The 23,674-nt window shown below is 67.0% G+C and carries 25 protein-coding genes; 14 read left to right on the top strand and 11 right to left on the bottom strand.

Annotation, left to right across the window (positions count from 1 at the left end; translation table 11 throughout):
- The first annotated feature begins 2 nt into the window (after window positions 1-2).
- A complete protein-coding gene (locus EPO41_RS15775) occupies window positions 3-959 on the top strand; it encodes a hypothetical protein (RefSeq protein WP_296326784.1) in 957 nt (318 codons plus the stop codon).
- Between the two features lie 164 nt (window positions 960-1,123).
- Here EPO41_RS15775 and EPO41_RS15770 read toward each other — a convergent pair whose 3' ends face one another.
- Window positions 1,124-1,921, bottom strand: coding sequence for an SDR family oxidoreductase (locus tag EPO41_RS15770; protein WP_296326781.1), 798 nt, complete (start codon window positions 1,919-1,921; stop codon window positions 1,124-1,126).
- Between the two features lie 47 nt (window positions 1,922-1,968).
- Window positions 1,969-2,394, bottom strand: coding sequence for a VOC family protein (locus EPO41_RS15765; RefSeq protein ID WP_296326779.1), 426 nt, complete (start codon window positions 2,392-2,394; stop codon window positions 1,969-1,971).
- 65 nt (window positions 2,395-2,459) lie between these two features.
- On the opposite strand from EPO41_RS15765, the gene EPO41_RS15760 reads away from it, so the two are divergent.
- Window positions 2,460-3,098 carry a TetR/AcrR family transcriptional regulator gene (locus tag EPO41_RS15760; protein WP_296326777.1) on the top strand — a complete coding sequence of 213 codons (639 nt, stop codon included), beginning with the start codon at window positions 2,460-2,462 and terminating at the stop codon, window positions 3,096-3,098.
- On the opposite strand, the gene xdhB is transcribed toward EPO41_RS15760, so the two are convergent.
- Window positions 3,046-5,349 carry a xanthine dehydrogenase molybdopterin binding subunit gene (gene xdhB / locus EPO41_RS15755; protein ID WP_296326775.1) on the bottom strand — a complete coding sequence of 768 codons (2,304 nt, stop codon included), beginning with the start codon at window positions 5,347-5,349 and terminating at the stop codon, window positions 3,046-3,048. The genes EPO41_RS15760 and xdhB overlap by 53 nt on opposite strands.
- Window positions 5,346-6,734 (bottom strand): xanthine dehydrogenase small subunit, encoded by a 1,389-nt coding sequence (gene xdhA / locus EPO41_RS15750; RefSeq protein WP_296326773.1) that lies wholly within the window; start codon window positions 6,732-6,734, stop codon window positions 5,346-5,348. The genes xdhB and xdhA overlap by 4 nt, the downstream gene beginning before the upstream one ends.
- An 80-nt stretch (window positions 6,735-6,814) precedes the next feature.
- On the opposite strand from xdhA, the gene EPO41_RS15745 reads away from it, so the two are divergent.
- The 8 genes from EPO41_RS15745 to EPO41_RS15710 all read left to right on the top strand — a co-directional run bounded on the left by EPO41_RS15745 (window position 6,815) and on the right by EPO41_RS15710 (window position 14,651).
- Window positions 6,815-7,714: a polysaccharide deacetylase family protein gene (locus EPO41_RS15745; RefSeq protein ID WP_296326771.1), complete on the top strand. Its 900-nt coding sequence runs from the start codon at window positions 6,815-6,817 to the stop codon at window positions 7,712-7,714.
- Window position 7,715: 1 nt separating this feature from the next.
- A complete protein-coding gene (locus tag EPO41_RS15740) occupies window positions 7,716-8,639 on the top strand; it encodes a polysaccharide deacetylase family protein (RefSeq protein WP_296326769.1) in 924 nt (307 codons plus the stop codon).
- Window positions 8,640-8,643: 4 nt separating this feature from the next.
- Window positions 8,644-9,978: an MmgE/PrpD family protein gene (locus EPO41_RS15735; protein WP_296326767.1), complete on the top strand. Its 1,335-nt coding sequence runs from the start codon at window positions 8,644-8,646 to the stop codon at window positions 9,976-9,978.
- Window positions 9,979-9,995: 17 nt separating this feature from the next.
- The gene (locus tag EPO41_RS15730; RefSeq protein WP_296326765.1) at window positions 9,996-11,222 is read left to right on the top strand and encodes an ABC transporter substrate-binding protein; all 1,227 of its coding nucleotides are present in this window, start codon (window positions 9,996-9,998) and stop codon (window positions 11,220-11,222) included.
- 182 nt (window positions 11,223-11,404) lie between these two features.
- Window positions 11,405-12,277, top strand: coding sequence for a branched-chain amino acid ABC transporter permease (locus EPO41_RS15725; RefSeq protein WP_296326763.1), 873 nt, complete (start codon window positions 11,405-11,407; stop codon window positions 12,275-12,277).
- A complete protein-coding gene (locus EPO41_RS15720; protein WP_296326761.1) occupies window positions 12,274-13,236 on the top strand; it encodes a branched-chain amino acid ABC transporter permease in 963 nt (320 codons plus the stop codon). Before EPO41_RS15725 ends, EPO41_RS15720 begins: the two co-directional genes overlap by 4 nt.
- Window positions 13,229-13,957 (top strand): ABC transporter ATP-binding protein, encoded by a 729-nt coding sequence (locus EPO41_RS15715; RefSeq protein WP_296326759.1) that lies wholly within the window; start codon window positions 13,229-13,231, stop codon window positions 13,955-13,957. The genes EPO41_RS15720 and EPO41_RS15715 overlap by 8 nt, the downstream gene beginning before the upstream one ends.
- Window positions 13,950-14,651, top strand: a complete 702-nt coding sequence (locus EPO41_RS15710) for an ABC transporter ATP-binding protein (protein ID WP_296326757.1) — start codon at window positions 13,950-13,952, stop codon at window positions 14,649-14,651. The genes EPO41_RS15715 and EPO41_RS15710 overlap by 8 nt, the downstream gene beginning before the upstream one ends.
- Window positions 14,652-14,883: 232 nt before the next feature.
- Here the strand turns inward: EPO41_RS15710 and EPO41_RS15705 are convergent, their stop codons facing one another.
- The 5 genes from EPO41_RS15705 to EPO41_RS15685 form a co-directional block, all read right to left on the bottom strand.
- The gene (locus EPO41_RS15705) at window positions 14,884-16,038 is read right to left on the bottom strand and encodes an NAD(P)/FAD-dependent oxidoreductase (RefSeq protein WP_296326755.1); all 1,155 of its coding nucleotides are present in this window, start codon (window positions 16,036-16,038) and stop codon (window positions 14,884-14,886) included.
- A complete protein-coding gene (gene crcB, locus EPO41_RS15700) occupies window positions 16,035-16,412 on the bottom strand; it encodes a fluoride efflux transporter CrcB (protein ID WP_296326887.1) in 378 nt (125 codons plus the stop codon). Before crcB ends, EPO41_RS15705 begins: the two co-directional genes overlap by 4 nt.
- Complete coding sequence (locus EPO41_RS15695; protein WP_296326753.1) at window positions 16,412-17,431, bottom strand: P1 family peptidase; 1,020 nt, start codon at window positions 17,429-17,431, stop codon at window positions 16,412-16,414. The genes crcB and EPO41_RS15695 overlap by 1 nt, the downstream gene beginning before the upstream one ends.
- Window positions 17,428-18,174 (bottom strand): SDR family NAD(P)-dependent oxidoreductase, encoded by a 747-nt coding sequence (locus tag EPO41_RS15690; RefSeq protein WP_296326750.1) that lies wholly within the window; start codon window positions 18,172-18,174, stop codon window positions 17,428-17,430. Before EPO41_RS15690 ends, EPO41_RS15695 begins: the two co-directional genes overlap by 4 nt.
- A gap of 65 nt (window positions 18,175-18,239) precedes the next feature.
- Window positions 18,240-18,671: a CBS domain-containing protein gene (locus EPO41_RS15685; RefSeq protein WP_296326748.1), complete on the bottom strand. Its 432-nt coding sequence runs from the start codon at window positions 18,669-18,671 to the stop codon at window positions 18,240-18,242.
- An 82-nt stretch (window positions 18,672-18,753) separates the two neighbouring features.
- Between EPO41_RS15685 and queC the strand changes: the two genes are divergently transcribed.
- A complete protein-coding gene (gene queC, locus EPO41_RS15680) occupies window positions 18,754-19,467 on the top strand; it encodes a 7-cyano-7-deazaguanine synthase QueC (protein ID WP_296326746.1) in 714 nt (237 codons plus the stop codon).
- Between the two features lie 7 nt (window positions 19,468-19,474).
- On the opposite strand, the gene EPO41_RS15675 is transcribed toward queC, so the two are convergent.
- On the bottom strand, window positions 19,475-19,993 hold the full coding sequence (locus EPO41_RS15675) for a DUF4142 domain-containing protein (RefSeq protein WP_296326744.1): 519 nt from the start codon (window positions 19,991-19,993) through the stop codon (window positions 19,475-19,477).
- A gap of 95 nt (window positions 19,994-20,088) precedes the next feature.
- Here EPO41_RS15675 and EPO41_RS15670 point away from each other — a divergent pair, with 95 nt between their 5' ends.
- The 3 genes from EPO41_RS15670 to EPO41_RS15660 all read left to right on the top strand — a co-directional run bounded on the left by EPO41_RS15670 (window position 20,089) and on the right by EPO41_RS15660 (window position 22,015).
- Window positions 20,089-20,655 (top strand): VUT family protein, encoded by a 567-nt coding sequence (locus EPO41_RS15670; protein ID WP_296326742.1) that lies wholly within the window; start codon window positions 20,089-20,091, stop codon window positions 20,653-20,655.
- Entirely contained in the window at window positions 20,652-21,098 is a 447-nt protein-coding gene (locus tag EPO41_RS15665; protein WP_296326740.1) for a TIGR01244 family sulfur transferase, read from the top strand. The genes EPO41_RS15670 and EPO41_RS15665 overlap by 4 nt, the downstream gene beginning before the upstream one ends.
- 86 nt (window positions 21,099-21,184) lie before the next feature.
- Window positions 21,185-22,015, top strand: coding sequence for a universal stress protein (locus EPO41_RS15660; protein ID WP_296326738.1), 831 nt, complete (start codon window positions 21,185-21,187; stop codon window positions 22,013-22,015).
- Window positions 22,016-22,157: 142 nt separating this feature from the next.
- On the opposite strand, the gene EPO41_RS15655 is transcribed toward EPO41_RS15660, so the two are convergent.
- Window positions 22,158-23,612: a hypothetical protein gene (locus tag EPO41_RS15655; RefSeq protein ID WP_296326736.1), complete on the bottom strand. Its 1,455-nt coding sequence runs from the start codon at window positions 23,610-23,612 to the stop codon at window positions 22,158-22,160.
- Window positions 23,613-23,674 lie beyond the last annotated feature (62 nt).

Genomic DNA, 23,674 nt, shown 5'->3' with positions numbered 1-23,674 from the left:
GCGTGCACGCCGTCGGCCACCGCGAGAGCGACGCCATCCTGGGCGCCATGCGCCAGGTGGCGCTGGCCGGCGGGCACACGATCACCTACGCCGACACCGCGAGCATCAGGGCGGCGGCACACTATCTCCTGCGCCGCCACGATATCGTGGATATCGGCACCTTGCCGTCGGCCGAGCCGGCCGACCTGGTCGCGATCCTGACGGACCGGTCGCTCGCCGAAGAGGCGGTGAAGTATCTTGCCATCATGGCGATGGTCGACGGCTCGCTCGACCACGGCAAGCTGAGGCGCGTGCTGGAGTATTCCCGCGCGCTCGACATCGAGGCCGACTATCTCACCGATCTCGTCGAGGCGGCCTCCGGCCATCTCGCCTGGGCTGCCGCCGACATGTGGCGCAAGAACTTTGACAGCGTGCTGAGCCGCTCCTCCGAGGGCCTCGACCCCAACACGTGGATCCGCCCTTACGCGGGTGCCAATGCCGATCCCGCGCTGGTCGAACGCTACGAGGCGCTGGGCCAGCTGCCACAGAACAGTTTCGGCAAGGCGCTGTGGGACTTCGACAAGACGAACGGTTATCCCTTCCCCGGCGATCCCATGGCCCTCAACGCTGTGTTTGGCACGGCGCACGATTCGACGCACGTGATCTCGGGCTACGACACGAGCGCGCGCGGCGAGCTGCTCGTCTCGACCTTCACGGCCGGCATGCATCCGATCAATCCGATGAGTGGCCACATCCTGCCGGTGATCTTCTTCTTTCACTTCGGCGAGCAGATGAACGATGTCGGCCATGCCGGCAAGGGCGGCCTCGATCCGGACGAATTCTGGCACGCCTGGGCGCGCGGCGCCGAGATGACGGTCGACCTCTTCGATCCCAAGTGGAACGTCTGGGACTGGGTCGAGCACGACCTCGACAAGTTGCGCCGCCAGTGGAACGTGACGCCGCCGGGGAACCGGCGTTAGAGGCTTTCGGTTTTGGCCTTGTCCAAAATCACCTCATCCTGAGGAGCACGCTGAAAGCGTGCGTCTCGAAGGATGGGCAACAAACGCGGTGCGCGCGCCCATGCTTCGAGACGGCTGCGGCGCAGCCTCCTCAGCCTGAGGTCTATTTTGATCGTCCCGTTGGCTCACACCACCGGGCTCGCGCCGCCGTCGACGTTGATGGCGACGCCGGTGATGAAGGAGCCGGCATCCGAGCAGAGGAAGCAGGCCATGCGGGCGAATTCCTCAGCCTTGCCCATGCGGCCGAGCGGGATGCGGCCCTTGGCCATGCCGGCCAGGAACTCCTCATAGGTCTTCCCCTCGCCGGCCGGTCCCTTGTGGCGGCGCGCCCACTGGTCGCTCTCGATCAGGCCCACCAGCATCGCGTTGACGAGAATGTTGTCCTTGGCGAGTTCCTGGCTCATCGCCTTTGTGAGCGCGAGGCCGGCCGCGCGGCTGACGCTGGTCGGCGTCGAGTTGGCGGTCGGGGCCTTGGCGCCGATGTTCAGCACGTTGACGATGCGGCCCCACTTGCGCTCGCGCATGCCGGGAATGGCCGCACGGCTGAGGCGGATGGCGGCGAACAGCTTGAGGTCGAGATCGCCCTGCCAGTCCTCGTCGGTCACGGTCTCGAACGACTTGGCGTGGCTGATGCCGGCATTGTTCACGACGATGTCGACCTTGCCGAACTCGGCCTCGATCTTCTTGAACGTGTCGGCGATGGGCTCGGCCTTCGCGACGTCGCAGGAATAGGCCTCGATCTTGATGTTGGCCTTGCCGGCCGCCTTCTGCACCTCGGCCTTGGCGGCATTCAGCGCGTCCTGCTTGCGCGCCAGCAGCGCCACCGAGGCGCCCGACGCGGCGAACTCCTTGGCCATGGCGAGGCCGAGGCCGGTGCTCGCGCCGGTGATCACGGCCACGCGGCCATCCATACGTACGTCCATCTTGTCCTCCCGAAAGCTCGAAAATCGGACGACACCATATCCACCGATCAGCGGGGCAGCGAGTCCGGTGCGTATTGCTGGGCGAACTCGGCACTGGGCGGGATCGGCTTGATCACGTCGATGGCGATGCCGTTGGGATCCTCGGTGATGAAGTGCCGCTGGCCGAAAGGCTCGTCGCGCAGCGGCAGATGGATCGCGAGTCCCGAGGCCTGCGCCCGGGCATAGAGCGCATCGACATCGTCGACTTCGACGTTCACCAGCACGCCCGACGCCTTCTTGCGGAACGGCGCGGGAATCGTCTCGTGGCGATAGTCGAGGATGGCGAGGTTCGCCTTGTCCGAGACCGCGCCGGTCAAGTGAACGTACCACTCGGCCTCGAAGGCGCGGCGGAAACCGAAATGCTTCTCCCAGAAGGAAGCGGTGCCGGCGACGTCGTCGGTACAGAGCACCGTGTAGAACTCCCTGAGCTGCATTGCCCTCTCCTCTGTGGCCATTTACATACAATCTGTATGTGGCGATTTAGATACAAGGTGTATGTATGTCAAGACCGCGAACCCAGGCGGAGCGGCTGGCCGTCACGCGCGCGACGCTGCTGCGTGAAGCGCGGCTAATCTTCGCCGCCTCCGGCTACGACGCAGCGGCGACCGAGGAGATCGTGCAGCGGGCCAAGGTGACGCGCGGCGCGCTCTACTATCATTTCAAGGACAAGCGCGCCGTGTTCGAGGCCATCGTCGAGGAGGTGGCGAGCGAAATCGCGGCGGCGGTCGACGAGAGGGCCGCGCCCGCCGTCGATCCGTTGCAGGCGTTGATCGAGGGCACGCGCGCCTTCCTCGATGCCTGCCTCGATCCCGCCGTGCGCCGCATCTACCTGATCGATGCGCCCGCCGTACTGGGCTGGCACCGCTGGCGCGATATCGACGCCCCGCACGGCGTGCGCACGCTGCGCGAAGGCGTGGCCGCGGTACTGGCAGCGCGTCCCGATCCGGCGCTCGGCGTCGAGCCGATCACCTTCCTGCTCTCCGGCGCCTTCAACGAAGCGGCACTTTGGGTTGCCGAGGCCAAGGACGAGAAGGCCGCGCGCCGCGAGATGGACCGCACGCTGGTCCAGCTGCTTGAGCGGCTGTTCAGGCCCGCCGCCGCGCCCGCTCGACCGCCGCGAGCACGCGCTCGGGCGTAGCCGGCGCGTCGAGCCGCACGGCAACCTTTCCGTCGCCCACCGCGCCGATCGCGTCCTTGAGCGCGGTCCAGACGGCGGTCGCCAGCATCAGCGGCGGCTCGCCCACCGCCTTGGAGCGGAAGATCGTCGCCTCGCGCGAGGGCGCGTTGTCGAGCAGCTTCACGTTGAACACCGGCGGCACGTCGCGGCTCCCGGGGATCTTGTAGGTCGACGGCCCCGCCGTGCGCAGCCGGCCCTTGGCGTCCCACCACAGCTCCTCGCAGGTGAGCCAGCCCTGCCCCTGCACGAAGGCGCCCTCGATCTGGCCGAGATCGATGGCAGGATTGAGCGACTGACCGCAATCCTGGACGAGGTCGGCGCGCAGCACGCGGCTCTCGCCGGTCAAGGTGTCGATCGCGACCTCCGCCATCGCGGCGCCGAAGGCGAAATAGAAGAACGGCCGGCCGTGCATCGCGGCGGGATCCCAATGGATCCCGGGCGTTTTGTAATAGCCGGTCGCGGAAAGCGACACGCGACCGAGCCAGCACAGGCGGGCGAGTTCGCCGAAGCCCAGCACCTGGTTGCTGCCAGGCTTCGCGATGCGCACGGTGCCGTCGGCGAATTCGATGTCGGCCTCGGCCACGCCGAAATGTTCGGCAGCATAGGCCACCATGCGGCTGCGGATCGTGTTCGCCGCCTCCCAGGCTGCCCAGCCGTTGAGGTCCGATCCGGTCGACGCCGCGGTCGGCGAGGTGTTGGGCACTTCGGCGGTCGAGGTGGCGGACGGACGGATGCGATCGACATCGACCTGGAACACCTCGGCCACCACCTGGGCCACCTTGATGAACAGCCCCTGCCCCATCTCGGTGCCGCCATGGTTAAGGCGGATCGAGCCGTCGGTATAGACATGCACCAGCGCGCCGGCCTGGTTCATGTGCGGCAGGTTGAAGGAGATTCCGAATTTCAGCGGGAAGAGTCCCAGCCCGCGCTTCAGCACCGGGTTGGCCGCGTTGAAGGCAGCGATCTCGGCGCGCCGCCGCTCGATCTCGCCGCCGGTCTTCACTTCGGCCCAGCAGCGTTCCAGGTGGTTCTCGTCGACTTTCTGCCCGTAGGGCGTTTCGTCCCGGCCTTCGGCGTAGAAGTTGAGCGCGCGTATCTCGACCGGATCGCGACCGAGATGATGCGCAATCCGGTCGAGCGCATCCTCCATCACGACGACGCCCTGGGGCCCGCCGAAGCCGCGGAACGCCGTGTTCGACTGCTTGTTGGTGCGGCAGGCATAACCGACGGCGCGGAAGTGCGGGATCCAGTAGGCGTTGTCGGTGTGCGTGAGCGCCCGCGTCACGACGCCGGGAGTCATGTCGAGGCTCCAGCCCGCGTCGGCCGCCAGCACGGCGTCGAGCGCCAGCACACGGCCCTCGCCATCGAAGCCCACCGTGTAGCGATAGTCGAAGCCATGGCGCTTGCCGGTCGTCAGCATGTCGACCTCGCGCGGCAGGCGCAGCTTGACCGGCCGGCCGGCATGGTTCGCCGCGACCGCCGCCGCCGCCGCGACCCAGGTGGCGTTGCTCTCCTTGCCGCCGAAGCCGCCGCCCAGACGGCGCACGACAGCCGTCACACGATTGAAGTCCCAGCCCAGCACCCGGGCGCAGACATGCTGGACCTCGGTCGGATGCTGCGTCGAGGAATGGACGGTGAGGTCTCCATCCTCGCCGGGCAGCGCGAAGGCGATCTGGCCTTCGAGGTAGAAATGCTCCTGCCCGCCGACGCTGAACTCGGCGGTGAGCCGATGCGGTGCGGCGGCCAGCGCTGTCTCCGGATCACCGCGCAGGACGGTGGACGGCGCCTGCACATAGGATTCACGGGCGAGCGCCGTCGCGATGTCGAGGACCGGCTCCCCGGCCTCGATCTCGACGACCACCTTCCCCGCGGCGGCCCGTGCGACATCGAGGCTCTCGGCAACGACCATCGCCAGCGTCTGGCCTGCGAACTCGATCCGGTCGACCGCGAACAGCGGCTCGTTCTTGCCGATGGCTGCGATGTCGTTACGGCCGGGGATGTCCTGCGGGCCGAGCACGGCCACCACGCCCGGCATCGAAGCAGCAGAGGCCATGTCGAGCCGCACGAGCTTGCCGCACGCGACCTTACTCAGCACCAGGGCCGCATGCAGCGTGCCCGGCGGTTCGGGCATATCGTCGATATAGAGCGCCTGCCCGGTGACATGTTTCAGCGCGCTGTCGTGGCGGCGCGCGACGTGGACCTTGCCGCTCACAGCACCTCGACCTCCAGCACGCGCCCCGGCTCGGCAAGACGCAGTTCCAGCCGCCGCAGCAGGTTCGCCGCGACCTGCCGGCGATAGGCGGCCGAGCCGCGCCAGTCGTCGACCGGCTTGAAATCGCCTTCGACGGCGGCAATCGCGGCTGCGAAACCGTCCTTCAGCAGCGCCGCCTCGGCCGCGTGCGCGCGACGCGGCGTCGCCGCCATGCCGCCGAAGGCCAGCCGCGCATCCTCGATCCTGCCGTTGCGGATGCGCACGCGGTAGGCGCCGGCGACGGTCGAGATGTCCTGGTCGCGGCGCTTGCTCACCTTGTCGCAATGGAAGGTCTCGCCCTCCCACAGGCGCGGCATCGAGAGGCTCTGGATGATCTCGTCGGGCGCCAGCGCCTTCTTGCGATAGTCGAGGAAGAAATCGTCGAGCGGGATCTCGCGCGCGCCCCGCTTCGACACGAGTGTCAGGCTCGCTTCCAGCGCCAGCAGGACCGGCGGCATGTCGCCAATCGGCGAGGCCGTGCCGATATTGCCGCCGATCGTGCCCATGTTGCGGATCTGCCGCGACCCCAGGCGAGAAAGATAGGAGCGCAGCGCGGGAAAGGCCTCGACCAGGGTCGGCGCCGCTTCCGTGTAGGTTGCAGCCGCGCCGATCGTGATCCTGTCCGCGGTCGCAGAGATCGCCGCCAGTTCGGGCACGTGCATGAGGTGGATCACGGCCTTCGGGGGCTTGCGCTCGCGACTCGCCAGCAGGCCGAGATCCGTGCCGCCGGCCAGCAGCAACGCCTCCGGATGGGCAGCGCGCAGAGCCAGCAGCTCATCGAGGCTGCGCGGTGCGAAGAAGGCGTCCTCGAAGACGGTCGACGTCGGTCGCGGCGCTGCGGGAGAGAGTGCGGGCGCCGGCTCGACGGCAAGACCGGCGATCCGCGTCATCGCCTCGACGATCGGCCGGTAACCGGTGCAGCGGCAGAGATTACCTGCAAGAACTTCGTGGATTTCCTTCGGATCGGGTGTGCCGCCGCTGCTCGCATAGGCCAGTGCCGACATCACGAAACCCGGCGTGCAGAAACCGCATTGCGTCGCATCGGCTTCGGCCATCGCAACCTGGACCGGATGCGGTCCGCCATCGGCGCCGCGCAGCCCTTCGACCGTGCGCACCGACTGGCCGTCGAGCTGGCCCAGCAGGAGGATGCAGGAATTGACCGCGTCACGGCGGCCCTCGCGCTCCAGCACCACGGTGCAGGCGCCGCAATCGCCTTCCGCGCAGCCTTCCTTGGTGCCGCGCAGGCCGCGATCGTCGCGCAGCCAATCGAGCAGGGTCGTCATCGGGGGAACGCCGACGATCTCCACTTGCCTGTCATTGAGGGTGAACCGAACGTTATCCGCCATGCGAACAGGATGCTGGGCGTTGAAGTGCAACGCAACCCGTGTTGCACTCGGCATGCCAACCCAAGAAAGAAAGTCCCCGGATGGACCCCTATCGATTCGGCTATTCCCCCATCGTCGAGCGGCCGAAACTCTCCTGGCCCAACAATGCCCGCGTCGCGGTCTGGGTCTGCCCCAACATCGAGCACTACGAATATCTCCCGGCCGAGGTCCGAGTGCGCAATCCGTGGCCGCGCATGCCGCATCCCGACGTACTGGGCTATGGCGGCCGCGACTACGGCAACCGGGTCGGCCTGTGGCGCATGTTCGAGGTGCTGGACAAGCACAGCATCCGCTGCACCGTCTCGCTCTCGATGTCGGTGATCGAGATGTATCCCGATATCCTCGAGGCCATGGAAGCGCGGCGCTGGGAATATATGAGCCACGGCTATTTCAACACGCGCTATCACTGGGGCTACGCGCCGGAGGAAGAGCGCGAGGTCATCGAGCACAGCAAGGCGACGCACCTGCGGCTCACCGGCCGCAAGCTGCGCGGCTGGTTCTCGCCTGCCGTCTCCAACACGCTGAACACGCCCGACCTCGTGAAGGAAGCCGGCCTCGAATACTTCTGCGACTTCTATCACGACGACCAGCCGACACCACTCGCCACCAAGCACGGCCCGCTGATCCACGTCCCCTATTCGATGGACCTCAACGACGCGATGATCTACCGCCAGCCGGTCGAGGCGGAGGAATTCGCCCAGATGATCATCGACCACTTCGACACGGTCTATCGCGAGGGCGGCGAGAACGGCCGGGTCATGTGCCTCGCGCTGCATCCCTACATGATGGGTGCGCCGCACCGGCTGAAGCATCTCGACCGCGCATTGTCCTACATCCGCAAGCACAAGGATGCCTGGGTCTGCACCGCCGAGGAGATCCTCGACTGGTACACCGCCAACGGGCTGAAGCCCTACCAGCAGCATCTCGGGAAGGAGGCGTGACATGAGTACCGTTCCCAAGAACCCGCCGCCGCTGCCCGCCGGGATGGACAATCCCTGGTACGACTACGCGCCCTATCCGAAGCGGCCGAAGCTCAACTGGCCGCGCAACGCCCGCGTCGCCTTCTACGTCGTGCTGCATCTCGAATACTACGAGCTGCTGCCGCCCGAGGGCATCGTGAAGGACAGCCGCTTCACCGGCGAGTTCGGCACCTACCATCCGGACTACCGCACCTGGACGCAGCGCGAATACGGCAACCGCACCGGCATCTTCCGCGTCCTCGACGTGCTCGATCGCTACCAGATCCGCGCCGGCGTGGCCGTCAACGCGATGGCGGCGGAGCGCTATCCCTTCCTGATGGAGCAGTTCCGCAAGCGGAACTACGAGATCATCGGCCATGGCGTCTCGGCCAATCGCATGATCAGCTCCAAGATGAGCGAAGCCGAGGAGAAGGCCGAAATCGCAACGTCCATAGTGGCGATCGAGAAAGCCACGGGCAGCGCGCCCAGGGGCTGGCTCGGCCAGGAATATGGCGAGAGCCAGAGGACGCCCCAGCTGCTGGCCGAGGCCGGCCTCGACTATGTCCTCGACTGGCCGAACGACGACCAGCCCTATGCAATGCATGTCGGCGACGACCGGAAATTCGTCTCGCTGCCCAACCAGCCGGAATGGGACGACGTACAGCAGCTCTGGCTGCGGCGCATCAACACCACGCGCTATCCCGACATCGTGGGCGATGCCTTCGAGCTGCTGCATCACGAGGGCGGCCAGGTCTTCAACCTGTCGATCCATCCCTGGCTGATGGGCATGGCGCACCGCATCAAATATCTCGACGAGGCGCTGCGCCGCGTCGAGCGCTTCGGCAATGTCTGGCAGGCGACGCCGGGCGACGTAGCCAGGCACTATCGCGAAACGATGATGGGCTGATCGCGTGACCAGGTTCTGGCTCGATACGCTGGCGGAGTTCATCGCCGACTTCCGCCTCGAAACGCTGCAGCCCGCCACCGTCGAACAGACGCGCTATGTCATCCTCGACACGGTCGGCGCCATCGTGGGCGGTGCGGCCGAGCCCGAGATGCAGGCGCTGACCGCCCGACTCACCGTCAGCCCGGTCGGCGAGGCCTCCGTGATGGGTACGGGCAAGACGGCCGTGTCGGCCGCCGCCGCCTTCCTGAACGGCACAGCCGGCACGTTCCTGGAAATGGACGAGGGCAACCGCTTCGCCAAGGGCCATCCCTCGATCCATGCGCTGCCCGCCGTCTGGGCCATGGCCGAGATCAAGGGCCTCTCGGGCAAGGCAGCGATGGAGGCGCTGATCCTGGGCTACGAGGTCGGCGCGCGCATCGGAATCGCGGCCTCCCTGCGACCCGACATGCATCCGCACGGCACCTGGGGCACGGTCGGCGCCGCGGGCGCCGTGGCGAAGCTGCTGGGCTACGATGCGCCGCGGATCCGCGAGACGATCAACGTCGCCTCCTCGCTGACCCTCGCCAGCTCCAAGCGCACGATGCTGGAGGGCGGCACGGTGCGGAACGCCTATGCCGGCATCTCGAACCGCATGGCGCTGATGGCGATCGATCTCGTCGAGACGGGTTTCATCGGCGAGCGCGACGGACTGTCCAGCGTGTTCGGCAAGGTCGTGTCGGAGCGCTTCGACACGGCGCGCATGACCGACGGGCTCGGCCGCGACTGGCAGATCGATCAGAACTATTTCAAGCTCCATTCCTGCTGCCGCTACAATCACGGCGCGCTCGATGCGCTCGAGAACTTGCTCGCGCAGGAAGCCGTCGCCGCCGACGCGGTCGAGCGGGTGGATGTCGCGAGTTATCTCTACGCCGCCGAGCTCGACGACCAGGCGCCGCGCAACACGTTGGCCGGCAAGTTCTCCGTGCCCTTCGCGGTGGCCACGCGCCTCGTACGCGGCTCCTCGCGGGTCGAGAACTTCACCTGGGACGCGCTGCGCGACGAGCGGGTCCAGGCGCTGGCCAAGCGCGTTTTTGTGACCGAGGACAAGGCGATGACAGCGAAGCTGCCGCAGTTCCGCCCGGCGCGGGTCGATGTCCGCCTGCGCGACGGCCGCACGCTCTCGGCTTCCGTCGAGGCCAATCGCGGCGACGACCAGGATCCCTATTCGCGCGACGAGCTCACTGGAAAGTACTTCTCGCTGACGGCACGGATGTTGCGTCGCGAAGTCGCCGACGACATGCGCAAGAAGATTCTGGCTCTGGATAGCATCGCCGACATACGCTCGATCTTCGCTCGTTGATCTGCCGGGAGGTTTTCATGGCCAAGGAACGGACGTCTGGAGTTTCGCGTCGGCTTCTCCTTGCCGGCGGCGCCGCGCTGGCGACCGGCGCGATCGGCACTCCCGGCTTGGTCCGCGCCCAGCCCGCCGCGGTGAAGGTGGGCCTGATCCATCCCGTCACCGGCTTCGTGGCCTATAACGGCCAGCAGAGCCGGCTGGGCGGCACGATGGCCGTCGAGGACGTGAACAAGGCGGGCGGCATCAAGTCGATGGGTGGCGCGAAGCTCGAAGCGCTGCTGGGCGACAGCCAGTCCAAGGTCGAGGTCGGCGTCAGCGAAGTCGAGAAAATGAACGAGCAGGGCGTGGCGGCCTATATCGGCTGCTTCCAGAGCCCGGTCGGCATCGCCGCCAGCCAGGCCGCCGCCAAGTACGGCACGCCCTTCCTCGTGGATGTGGGCGCCTCCGACCTGCTGATGAGCCGCGGCCTCAAGAACGTGTTCCGCCTAAAGCCGGGCTTCGGCGTCTGCGTCGACGACGGCATCGCCTCGCTGGCTGCCCTCAACAAGGCCGCGAACAACGTCGCCAAGACAGCGGTGATCGTCCACGAATCGGGCGAGTTCGGCACCGGCACGGCCAAGCTGCTCGCCGGCAAGCTGCCCTCGATCGGCATCACGGCCAAGGAGCTGATCGCGCACGACAATCCGACGCGCAACTTCGACAATATCGCGCTGCGCATCCGCTCGCTGGCGCCCGACATCGTCATGATGTCGAACTACGGCAACGAATACATGCTGCTGGCACGCACGCTCTTCCAGCAGAAGGTGAACGTCGCGGGCTTCTTCTCGATCCTCGGCGGCGGCTTCAATTACAAGTTCGTCAAGGAGATGCCCGACGTCTCCCAGTACATGATGGACGTGAACCACTGGTACAATCCGAAGAGCCCGCAGGCCCAGGCGCTGAAGAAGCGCGTCGAGGCCACGGGCGCACTGTTCACCTTCGAGGTCTATCTCACCTACACCAACGTCATGCTGCTGGCCGATGCACTGGAGCATGCCGGTTCGGCCGACAAGGAGAAGCTGATCGCGGCGCTGGCCGCCTCGACCTTCAAGGCCGAGCTGATGCCCTACGGGCCGACGAAGTTCGTCAACGGCCAGAACCAAGGCGGGCGGCCGGCGACCATGCAGTCTCTCAAGGGCGACATCGAGGTGATCGCGCCCGAGGAGTTCGCCTCGGCCAAGGCGGTGTTCCCCAAGCCGAAGCTCTAAGGGCTTCCGCGTGATATCGAATCGTATCGGACTCCCCAACAAATACCGCACCCTGAGGAGCGAACGCAGTGAGCGTCTCGAAGGGTGGGCACGAGCACCGCGTCTGCTGCCCATCCTTCGAGACGGCCCTTCGGGCCTCCTCAGGATGAGGAGTAAACCCGAAGCCGAAAGAAGCTGAAGGCGTGTTCGATCCCGCCTTTCTCGTCGCGGGCGTCCTGAACGGCCTTCTGGCCGGCGGCATCTATGTTCTGGTCGCGGTCGGCCTCACCCTGATCTACGGCGTGCTGCACATCATCAACTTTGCCCATGGCAGCCTGCTGATGCTGGCCATGTACGCCGTCTTCTACCTCTGGCGGCTGATCGGCATCGATCCCTATGCCGCCCTGCCGGTGGTCATCGCCGGCGCCTTCGGGTTCGGCTTCATCCTCTACCGCGTGCTGATCGGCCGCTACAATCACGGCCGCGACGAGAACATCCTGCTGATCACGCTGGGCCTCTCGATCGTGATCGACAATGTCGCGCTGCTGTTCTTCGGCGGCGACACGCAGACCATCGACGTTCCTTATGCCGGCACCTTCGTCGAGATCGGTGCAGCCTTCCTGCCGCTGCCCAAGATCATCTCGTTCGGCGCCTCGCTGGTGATCTGCGCGGCGCTCGGTCTCTACATGGCAAAGAGCGACATGGGCAAGGCGATCCGCGCCGTCGCCAAGGAGAGGCAGGGCGCGCGCTTGGTCGGCATCGACGTCGAGAACGTCTTCGCCGTCTGCTACGGCATCGGCATCGCCTGCCTCGGCGCCGCGGCGTGCCTGCTGATGCCGACCTACTATGTGACGCCGTCGTCGGGACATGCCTTCGTCCTCGTGGCCTTCACCATCGTCGTGCTGGGCGGCATGGGCAGCTTCGCAGGCGCCGCCATCGGCGGCTTCATCATCGGCATCACCGAATCGCTGGGCGGGCTCTTTTTGGGCGAGCAGCTCGGCCAGATCGGCATCTCGCTGATCTTCATCCTGATCCTGCTGCTGAAGCCCACCGGCCTGTTCGGGAGCAAGGCATGAGCCGCGCTGTGCCCCTCTGCGTCGTCGGGCTCGCCGCGGCCCTGGCCTGGCCGCTGCTGGTGCCGAACTATCTCGTCACGATCGGCATGCTGGCCTTCTTCACTGCCTTCATCGGCCAGTCCTGGAACATCGCCGGCGGCTTCGCGGGCCAGACCTCGTTCGGGCATGTCGTATTCTTCGGCACCGGCGCCTATACCTCGACCATCCTGCAGGTGACCTATGGATGGAACCCCTGGCTCGCCTGGCTCGTGGCCATGGCGGCGGGCGGCGCTGTCGGCTGGATGATCGCCGTACTCTCCTTCCGGGCCGGCTTGCGCGGTTCCTACTTCGCGCTAATCACCTTGGCCTTCGCCGAGGTCTTCCGCATCCTCGCGAACTCGGTGCCCTTCACAAAGGGCGGGCTCGGCATGCTGATCAAGGCCGACCCGCGGCCCGAGAACTTCCAGTTCAAGGACCCGATCTGGATCTACTACCTCGCCCTGCTGCTCTGCATCGTCTCGCTGCTGATCGCCTGGCAGCTGACGCGCAGCCGCTTCGGCGCACGGCTGGTGGCGATCCGCGAGAACGAGGATGCGGCGCGGGCGCTGGGCATCGACGTCTTCGCCGAGAAGGTGAAGATGCTCACCCTGTCGGGCGCGATGTGCGCGGCCGGCGGCACCTTCTACGCGCAGAAGTACCTCTACATCGACCCCGGCATCGCCTTCGGCGTCGACAAGTCGGTCGAGATGCTGCTGGTCAGCATGGTCGGCGGCGCGGGCACGATCTTCGGGCCGCTGATCGGCTCCTTCACCCTGATGGGCATCAACGAGGTGACGCGCTGGCTGGCCAGCGTCGTGCCGGCCCTCAAGAACGTCCAGCCGCTCAGCCTGATCGTCTACGGCATCATGCTGATTCTGATCGTGGCGCGCCTGCCCGACGGGCTGATGAGCCTGTTCCGAAGAAAGCCGCGCCATGCTTGAGGTGCGCGACATCTCGAAGTCCTTCGGCGGCCTCAAGGCCGTGGACAACGCCTCGCTCGACGTGGCCGCGGGCGAGATCGTGGGACTGATCGGCCCCAACGGGGCGGGCAAGACGACCCTGTTCGCGACCATTGCCGGCTTCCACCGACCCGATGCCGGCGCGGTCTCCTTCGAGGGCAAGCCGATCACCGGCCTCGCCCCGCATCGCATCTGCGCCGCCGGCATGGTTCGCACCTTCCAGATCACGCAGCCCTTCGCGGGCATCAGCGTGCGCGAAAACATCATGGTCGGCGCCTACTTCCGTACTGCCGACCGTCGCCTGGCCGCGCGCGAAGCCGAGGCCGTGGCCGGCCTGGTCGGCATGAAGGACCAGCTCGACCAGCGTGGCGCCGACCTCACCGTCGCCGGCCGCAAGCGGCTCGAACTCGCGCGCGCTTTGGCGACCGGGCCGCGGCTCCTGCTGCTCGACGAGGTGATGGCCGGGCTCAATCCGACGGAAATCGTCGAGATCGTAGGCGTGATCAAGAACATCCGCGCCGCCGGCGTCACCATCCTGCTGACCGAGCACGTCATGCAGGCCGTGACCTCGCTCGCCGAACGCGTCTACGTGCTGAACCAGGGCCGCATGATCGCCGAGGGGACGCCGGCCGCCATTGCGGACAACGCATTGGTGATCGAAGCCTATCTCGGCCACGGCGCCGCCAAGGTTCTTCGTGCTTGAGGTCTCGGCCCTGCATGCCGGCTATGGCGCCATCGAGGTGCTGCGCGGCGTCGACCTCACCGTCGGTGCTGGCGAGATCGTGGCGCTGCTGGGCAGCAACGGAGCCGGCAAATCGACCCTCAACAACAATGTCTCCGGCCTCTACCGGCCGCGCGGCGGCTCGATCCGCTTCGACGGCAGCGAGATCGCGGCCGCCTCTTCCATGCACATCGTCGAGGCGGGTCTGGTGCAGGTGCCGGAAGGCCGCCGAGTCTTTCCCAACCTGTCGGTGCGCGACAATCTGGAGCTCGGCAGCTATCGACGCGGCAAGCCCAACCGAGCCGCCAATCTCGAGCGGGTGCTTGCGACCTTCCCGCGCTTGCGCGAGCGACTGACACAGTCGGCCGGCACGCTGTCGGGCGGCGAACAGCAGATGCTGGCGATCGGCCGCGGCCTGATGGGCGAGCCGCGGCTGCTGATCCTCGACGAGCCCTCGCTCGGCCTATCGCCGCTCCTGGTCGAGGAGATGTTCGGCCTGATCGGCCAACTCAACCGGCAGGGCCTCGCGATCCTGCTGGTCGAGCAGAATGTCGTGCAGTCACTGGCCATCGCCCATCGCGCCTATGTTCTGGAGAACGGCCGCATCGCGCTGTCCGGCAGCGCCACAGATCTCGCCCGCGATCCCGACCTGCGCCGCAGCTATCTCGGTCATTGAGACGAAATGACTTGAAGCGAGATCGACCTGAAACCCAATTGCTGAAAGCAAACTCCCGTCGTCTCGACCGGAGCCGAGCGCAGCGAGGCGAAGCGGAGAGACCTTCGCTCCACCAAAAGCCGTCAAATTGTAGAGAGGAGGTCTCTCCACTCCGCACCTACGGTGCTCCGGTCGGGACGACGGATGCTTTGAACCAAATCAAGCGATCTCACTCCACAATCGGCACGAATTGTCAGACGGCCTCGCCGGCGACCCAGCCGCTCGACCAGGCCCACTGGAAATTGTAACCGCCCAGCCAGCCGGTGACGTCGACAGCCTCGCCGATCGCGAAGAGGCCGGAGACCTTCTTCGCCTCCATCGTCTTCGAGGAGAGTCCGTCGGTGTCGATGCCGCCCAGGGTGACCTCGGCCTTGGCAAAGCCCTCGGTGCCGGTCGGCACGAAGGTCCAGACCTTCAGGCGGGTCGCCAGCGTCTCGAGATCGCGGTCGCGCTGGTTGGCCATGAGTCCTTCCGGCGCCAGGCTTTGGGAGAGCCGCTGCGGCAGCACTTCCGCCAGGACAGTCCGCAGCTCGGCTTTCGGCCGCGTGCGCTTGCGTTCTTTCAGGAACGATGCGGCGTCGAGGTCCGGCAGCAGGTCGACGACGATCTCCTGTCCCGGCTTCCAGTAGGAGGAAACCTGCAGAATCGCCGGGCCCGACAGGCCGCGATGGGTGAACAGCAGCGCCTCGCGAAAGCGCGCGCGGCCGCAGCGCGCTTCGACGTCGAGCGACACGCCGCTGATCTCCGGGACAGGCAAGGTAAGCGGCACCAGCGCCGGCCGCGTGTCGGTGACGCGCAGCCCGAAGTGGCGCGCCACCTCGTGCGCGAAGCCCGTCGCGCCCATCTTCGGGATCGAGAGCCCGCCGGTCGCCAGCACGACGGAGGCCGCAGAGAAATCGCCATGGTCCGTCGTCACCGTGAAGCGGGCGGGCTTCTCGACGCGCGTCACCTTGTGCGCGACCCGCACGTCGACGCCGACCGCGGCACATTCGTCGAGCAGCATCGCCACGATCTGGCGGGCCGAGCCGTCACAGAAGAGCTGACCCAGCGTCTTCTCGTGCCAGGCAATGCGGTGCTTGTTCACCAGATCGATGAAGTCGTGCTGGGTGTAGCGCGCCAGCGCCGACTTGGCGAAATGCGGATTGGCCGACAGAAAGGCCTCGGGGCGCGCGTCGCGGTTGGTGAAGTTGCAGCGCCCGCCGCCCGAGATCAGGATCTTCTTGCCGACCTTCTCGGCATGGTCCAGCAGAAGGACCCTTCGGCCACGCTGGCCCGCTCGCATCGCGCACATCAACCCCGCGGCGCCGCCGCCCATGACGACAACGTCGAAAGCCTGCGGCTGGCTCACGCCAGCGCCTTGCCCATGATCCAGAGCGCCGCCGCGAGGCCCGCGATCGCGCCGGCGACCGAACCGCCGACATAGAGCGCCGCCATCAGATATTCGTGCCGCTCCCAGAGGAGCACGGCGTCGAGCGAGAAGGCGGAAAAAGTCGTGAAGCCGCCCATCACGCCGGTCGCCAGGAACAGGCGAAGGTGCCCGGCCGCACCGACGCGCTCGGCGAACCAGCCGGTGATCAGGCCCATCACGATCGAGCCCAGGATGTTGATCATCAGCGTGTGCCAGGGGAAGTGCGAGCCCATCAACCGCGCCACCCAGATGTTCATCCCGTGACGGGCCGCGCCGCCGATGCCCGCGCCGACGAAGACGACCAGGTAACCCATCATTGCCGGCCACCTCCGAACTTGGTCTTCCAGTCGGGCACGGCATTCGGGAAGGGCAGCGCCGTTGCCTCGTAGACGCCGCGCGCCACCGCCCGCGCCAAGCAGTCGGCCGCGACGGTGCCGAGTTCCATGAGGACCCTCGGGTCACCGCCCGGCCCGGCCCGGCCCGTCGCCGCCGCGAACACCGTGTCGCCGTCGTTCGGCGCGTGCACCGGACGCAGTGACTTCGACAGGCCATCATTCGCCATGATGGCCAGCCGCTTGCACTCCGCCTTCGTAAGCGCGGCGTCCGTGGCCACGAGGGCGATGGTGGTCGCCGTGGCCGGCAGCGCCTGCCCCTTGAAGCGCAACTTCAGCGCATCCTCGGGCAACCGGGCCGGCCAGCCCAGGCCGCCGAACTCGTTTCCCTGCTCGTAGGCGCCCGCCCAGAAATGCGGACCATTGCCGATCATGGCCGAGCCCACGGCGTTCACAGCGACCAGCGCGCCGACGGTGAAGCCCTGGCTGGTCCGGGCACTGGTCGATCCCAGCCCGCCCTTCAGGCCCGCCGTCGTGGCCCCGACGCCGGCACCCGCCGTGCCGAGCGCAAATTCCTGCGCCGCCACCAGGGCGGCGTCGCGGCCGAGCGCCCAATAGGGAGGCTCGTGTTTGACCGGCTCGCGCATCCAGTCCTTCTCGCCGCCATTGATCAGGTCGAACAGAATCGCCTGCACCGCCACCGGAATGGCGAGGCCGCCGAAGGTGCGGCCCTGGCCGCGCTGGCAGAGCACCGCCGAGGCGCCGCCCGCGGCGTCGAGCCCATAGACCGAGCCGCCTGACAGGACGACGGCGTCGATTGCCTGGCCGACCATTTCCGGCTCGAGCGAGGTGCCCATTCGGTCGCCGGGCGCACCGCCCAGGGTCGCGATGCTGGCCACCGCGCCCTGGTCGAAGATTGCGACCGTGGCACCGGTGGCGGCGCGCATGTCCTGGGCGTTGCCGACCAGCACGCCCGGCACATCGGTGATCAGGTTTCTCATGTCAGGAACTCGCCGCCGTTCACGTGAATGGTCTGGCCGGTGATGAAGGTGCCTTCCGGCCCGACCAGCAGACGCACCATGGCGGCGATCTCCTCGACCGTGCCGAAGCGCTTCAGCGGAATCGGACGGTTCTCCGCCGGACGTGGGCCTGCCGCCGCGCCGCGCGTCGTGTCGATCGCGCCGGGCGCCAATGCGTTGCAGGTGATCTTGTGCGGCGCGAGCTCGACCGCCAGCGCCCGCATCAGCCCTTCGAGGCCCGACTTCGAGGCGGACACATGACAGCGGTTGGTCGTGCCGACATGGGTGGAGATGCCGGAGAGCGCCACAAAGGCGCCGCCACCGCGCGCCACCATCTGAGGCACAATCGCCTTGCCCAGTAGAAAGGCACCGTCGAGCGCGACCGACATGATCTCGCGCCACTCGTCGAACGACATGTCGAGGAAGGAGGTTTGGCGGCGCAGGCCGGCATTGCTGATCAGGATGTCGACGCCGCCGAATTTGGCGGCCGCTTCCGCAGCCAGGCGAGGCGGTACGGACGGATCGGAGACGTCGCCCATCGCGGCCAGAGCCTGGCCACCGGCGGCCTCGATCTCGGCGACGACGGAATCGACCGCTGCTTTGTCCGACCGGCCATTGACCACGATGGCCGCGCCATCGCGCGCTAGGGCCAGTGCGATCGTGCGGCCGATATTCTTGCCCGCGCCCGTCACGAGCGCGACCTTGCCTTGCAGGGGTAATGACATGCCTTCTCCGCCCAGGGTCCGGCGGGGACCCTAGCGGAGATCGTGGTCGAACTTAAGCGCAGCCGTCAGCCGGCGACGATGTAGGCCCGTAGCGCCTCGGTCTCGTGGTGGGCCTCTTCGAGACGCGCCTTCACCACGTCGCCGATCGAGACGAGCCCCAGCAATTCGCCGTGACGCACCACCGGCAGGTGACGGAAGCGGCCGCGGGTCATGAGCTGCATCACGTGATCGATCGAATCGTCGGGATCGCAGGTGACCACGTCGCGGGTCATGACCTGACGCGCCTCCAGATCGAGGGCGGCGGCGCCGTGCCTTGCAAAGGCGTGCACCAGGTCGCGCTCGGAAACGATGCCGGCAACCGAATCGCCGGAATCGAGGATGAGCACCGAGCCGATGTGGCGTGTGCTGAGTTGCTGGGAAATCTGGCCGACCGAGGTACCCGGTGTGACCGTGTGAACGAGACCGCCCTTACGCGACAGGATATCGGAGACGAACATGAGTTCCTCCTTCTGTGGTCGATGGGTCTGCTGAACGCCAACACTGTAGCGCGGAGGGAGGTTGCGGGCGATAAAGCCCCTCATGAACGATGCCCGATCTGCCCTCGTCCTCTTCTCCGGTGGACAGGACTCCACCACGTGTCTGGCCTGGGCGCTAGAGCGATTCGCGCATGTCGAGACGGTCGCTTTCGACTACCGTCAGAGGCATCGAATCGAGCTGGAACAAAGGCTTATCGTCCTCGCCCAGATCCGGCACCGCTTTCCGAGCTGGGCGGAGCGGCTGGGCGAAGACCATTTCATCGACATGGGCGTGCTGGGACAGATCAGTGACACGTCGCTGACGCGGGACGTCGCCTTCGCCATGGAGAAGGACGGGTTGCCCAACAGCTTCGTGCCCGGCCGCAATCTCCTGTTCTTCACCTTCGCAGCTGCCGTGGCCTGGCGGCGCAACATCCGCAATCTGGTCGGCGGGATGTGCGAGACGGATTTCTCCGGCTATCCCGACTGCCGAGACAACACGATCAAGGCGCTGCAGGTGACACTGAACCTCGGCATGGATCGCGCCTTCGTGCTCCACACGCCGTTGATGTGGCTCGACAAGGCCGAGACCTGGGGACTTGCAAACGAGTTGGGCGGCCCGCCGCTGGTCGAGCTGATCCTGGAGCACACCCACACCTGCTACGACAGCGTCCGAGGCACACGGCACGATTGGGGGTACGGATGCGGCGAATGCCCAGCCTGCGCCTTGCGCAAGCGAGGCTTCGCGGTATGGCGCGAGGGAACACCCTCGATTTAGCGAGGCGTCAGCGCCCGCCCGCGAGCTGACGCGCGCCCGTCAGGTTCTGCTGGATCTTCGGAAGCTGACCCTGGGCATAGCGGCGCAGCGCACCGTTGCCGCCGTCCTGCGAGTAGGCACCATACTGCGCATTGGCATCGATGTGCGCGGCGAGCTGGGCGTTGGCGTAGGCCGTGTCGAATTCGACGCCTTCCAGCACGTTCAACCGCTGCAGCGTGGCCGTCCAGCCCGGCGTGTTGCTGGGATCGGGCGCGTAGGAGACGCCGGCTTCCTGCCGCGCCTTGCTCAGGAACTGCGCCGCCTCGGTCTGATCGGCGACCATGCGGGCCGCGAAGCCGCGGACGTTCTCGTTCGTCGACCTGGCGAGCGCGAGCCGGCCCGAGGCGATCTCGAAATCGTTGAACTCCTGAGCGAAGCCCACGAAGCGGGCGTCGGGCAGCGCGTTGACGGCGAACGCGGCGCCGGCAGAGAGGGCCGACAGGGCGGTAACGCCGAACAGGATCGAGCGGCGGGCGATGGGCTGCATCAAATTGTCTCCTGGATTGTGCGTGTTCAACGCAACCATGGCGCGCGGGTTCCCCGGGGTTTCAGCGCCGCTGCGGACCTGCTAGGAGCGCGGGCATGAATTCGACCAAGCAGGCGAAGCTCGCGGGCCTGGCCTATTTCCTGGGTTTCATCGCCTGCATCCCGCTCGCCAACTGGATGATCGGCAATGTCGGTGCCGTCTGTGTGCCGCAGGGTCCCTGCCTGGTACCGGTCTGGCCGTGGGGCCCGGACGGCAAGCCGCTGATGGCGCCCTCCGGCGTCTTGATGATCGGGCTGGCGCTGGTCCTGCGCGACCTGGTGCAGCGAAGGCTCGGGCGCGGCGTCGCCGTCGGCGCCGTCGTGGCGGGCGCTGCCCTGTCGGGCGCGGTCGCGCCGCCGCAGCTCCTCATCGCCTCGGCCACGGCCTTCCTTCTGTCCGAACTCGCCGACTTCGCGGTCTATACGCCGCTGCAATCGCGCGGCCTCGTCCTGGCCGTGCTGGCCAGCGGCGTCGTCGGCCTGATCGCCGACAGCGTCCTCTTCCTGTGGCTGGCCTTCGGCAGCTTCGAGTATCTGGCCGGCCAGATACTCGGCAAGCTCTGGATGGTCCTCCTGGCCCTGCCCTTCATCCACTGGATCCGCAAACGCGAGTTGTCGACATGAGCCTTTCCCTCCTTCCGGTCGACGACCGGGTCTCCGTTTCCGGTCAGCTCAATCCGGGTGACATGAAGGCAATCGCCGCCGCGGGCTTCGTCGCTGTCGTCAACAACCGGCCCGACGGCGAGGCCTTCTTCGGCCAGCCGAAGACGGCGGACCTGCGCGCGGCTGCCGAGTCAGCCGGACTGAATTTCCTCGACCTGCCCTTCTCCGGTCCGCGCGCGACGCCCGATCAGGTGCGCGCCTTCGCCGACCTTCTTGCAGAAGGCGACGGGAGGGTCGTTGCCTTCTGCAAGAGCGGCATGCGGTCGGCGCTACTGTGGGGCGCCGCCTCGCTGGCCAACGGTCGTTCGATCGAGGAGGTGCTGCGCGGCGCGCGCAATGCCGGCCAGGAACTGGGCGGCGTCGCCGAACTGATGACCGGCCTCGCGCAAGCGGCCCGAAGCTGAGCCGCCGACCGAAAGACTTGACTTGCACCTGAGGCGCTGCCGCTTCTTAATCGCGCGTCCTGAAGATTCGTTGGGGGAGTTTCCACATGTTGAAGTCGATTCTGGCCGTGTCCGAAGGCGGTCCCGATGCCGCGATGTCATTCCGGCTGGCCGCCCGTGTCGCCGGCATTTTCGACGCCACCGTGGATGCGCTGCACCTGCCGGTCGGTCCGGCCGGTGGCGCTGTCGGCGGCCTCGCCATGAGCGGCGAGGCGATGCCGCTGATCATGAATCTCGACGACGAGCGGCTCGAGGAGCGCGCCAAGGAATCGGAGCGCGCCTACAAGGAACTGCTCGCGACCAATTCCGGCTCGACCTATACCGCCGCCGAGACCGCGACGCTCGACACGCTGGTCGCGATGGGCCGGTGCTCCGATCTGCTGGTACTGGGCCGCCCGGGCTCCGATCCCGAGAACGTGGCGCCCGCCACCGTCGAAGCCGCGATCCATGAATGCGCCCGTGCCGTCATGATCGCACCGCCGAACGCCGGCAGCGGCAGCTTCGGATCGATCATCGTCGCCTGGAACGGCAGCTTCCAGGCCGCCCGCGCCGTCGAATATTCCCTGCCGTTCCTGGCAAAGGCGAGCGCCATCACGATCCTGGTCGTCGGCTCCAAGGCCGACGATGTCGGCGCGTCCTATCTCGCACGCAATCTCGGCCGTCACGGCATCAAGACCACCATCGACGCCATCGATCCCGGCGCTGTCTCAGGCCGCGCGCGCGGCCGTGCCCTGCTCGACTACACGCACGGCAAGGGCGCCGACCTGCTGGTGATGGGCGCCTATGGCCGCGGCCAGGTGATGAGCTTCCTCGGTCTCGGCGGCGCCACCGGCAAGGTGATCTCGTCCTGCCGCGTGCCGCTGCTGCTGGCGCATTGATCTGATTGCTTCCCCTTTGCGGACTCCGCAAAGGGGAAGTGCCCTCGTCTTACGAAGGCTATGGGGTCATGACCCCTCCGCCCCTTCGGGGCACCTCCCCATTTGAATGGGGAGGAACAAGATCGGCGCTTGATTCACCTTTTCAAGGACAGGCGCCGGCGCCCTGGGTCACGACCTGCGGATCGCTGCACGCGCTGCAGGCGTTGCTGTAGGTCTTGCGCGTGCCGTCGCGCAGCTGACCGCAGGCCGGGCGATAGTCCTTGGTGCACATCTGCGGCCGCGGATCGGCGCAGGGGCCGCCGGCCACTGGCAGCGATTCGGGCGCAAGCTCGGCGCGGGTCAGACGGAACAGGAACGGCTGTGTCCGATAGTCGCTCAGCGTTCCGAACATGAAGATGTTCGAACCCACCGCCGGCAGGGGACTGAGCGGCCGCATCATCGTCACCTCGAGCTCGACGACGTTGCGCGCCCGGGCCTCGTCCGTGATCGCGCCTTCGATACGCTCGGGAGTGGCGGTGACCACCTTGAACGGCAGTTTGAGCCGCTGGCCGCCCTGCTGCCTGTCGCCGATCGCCTTCCACACGGCGTCGGCCGCGCGCTTGTTGGCCGGGCTGACATCGCGATGGCGCAGCACGAAAACCCACTGCGGCGGCGTCAGCTTCGCCGGCTCGTTGTCTTCCAGGATCTCCAGTGCCCGCTCGGGCGGCGTCATATTGCGCGGAATCGATTTCCTGAAATTGGCCGGCGGCGCATCCTCGTTGGCGACGCGCGTCACGATTCCATCCCATCCCTGCTCGCTGCCGCGATAGACGCTGTAGCGCGAGCGAACGTACCGATCGATATCCTGCGCCGCCGAATCGTTCTTCGCTGCCTTGGCGATGGCGATCGCTCGGGCGCCGTACCAGAAACCGAGCGCATCGACCGGCGAGCCTTCGAGCTGCACCACCGAATACTGATAGACGTCCTGCAGGTTGGTCGGGTCGGCCTCCACGGCCACGCGATAGTAGTCCCGCGCCTTGTCGTAGTCCTTGGCCTGCAGCGCCGCGAAGCCCAGAACGCCGTTGAAGATGCCGGCCATCTGTTCCTTCAGCTGTGCGAATCCGGCATCGTCGAGTAAGGCAGGCTTCTGCCACTTGGGCATCACGGCCAGGCCACGCTCGGAAGCCGTGACGGCCGCCGCCAGCGCCGCGGCGTCGCCGCCCGATGCCTTGAGGCGGCCGACATAGGCCCGGTTGGCCAGCGCGCGCACATTGTCGGGATCGACCTGCAGCAGGCGCGCAACAAGCACGTCGGCCTTGGCTGGCTGGTTGGCCGCCTGCCAGGCCGATATCGCCTGCTCATGGGCGTCCAGCCGCAGGACACTGCCCGGGTACCAGGCGATAAACACCTCCATGGCCTGCGCCCGCCGCGCCGGGTCCTTGGTGTTCAGCGCCGCCATGTAGCTGTCGTACTCGGCGGGATTGGCGAAGGAACTGCGTTGAGCCGGGCTGCCGGCTGAGGAAGCGGGCGCCTGCGGGGCTGTCTGTGCGGCAGCGTTGAACGACGCGACGGCGCACGCCGTCGCGACAACGATAACCAACCACCGCCATGCCGCCATTCCCGACTCCTCCCCGATCACACGTAATGTTGCAAGGCCCATCTCGACCTGAATTGCCGTGA

Origin of the sequence: Reyranella sp. (assembly GCF_004297265.1) — a bacterium.
Classification (GTDB): Bacteria; Pseudomonadota; Alphaproteobacteria; order Reyranellales; family Reyranellaceae; genus Reyranella.
This window is presented reverse-complemented; position numbering and strand designations above follow the sequence as displayed.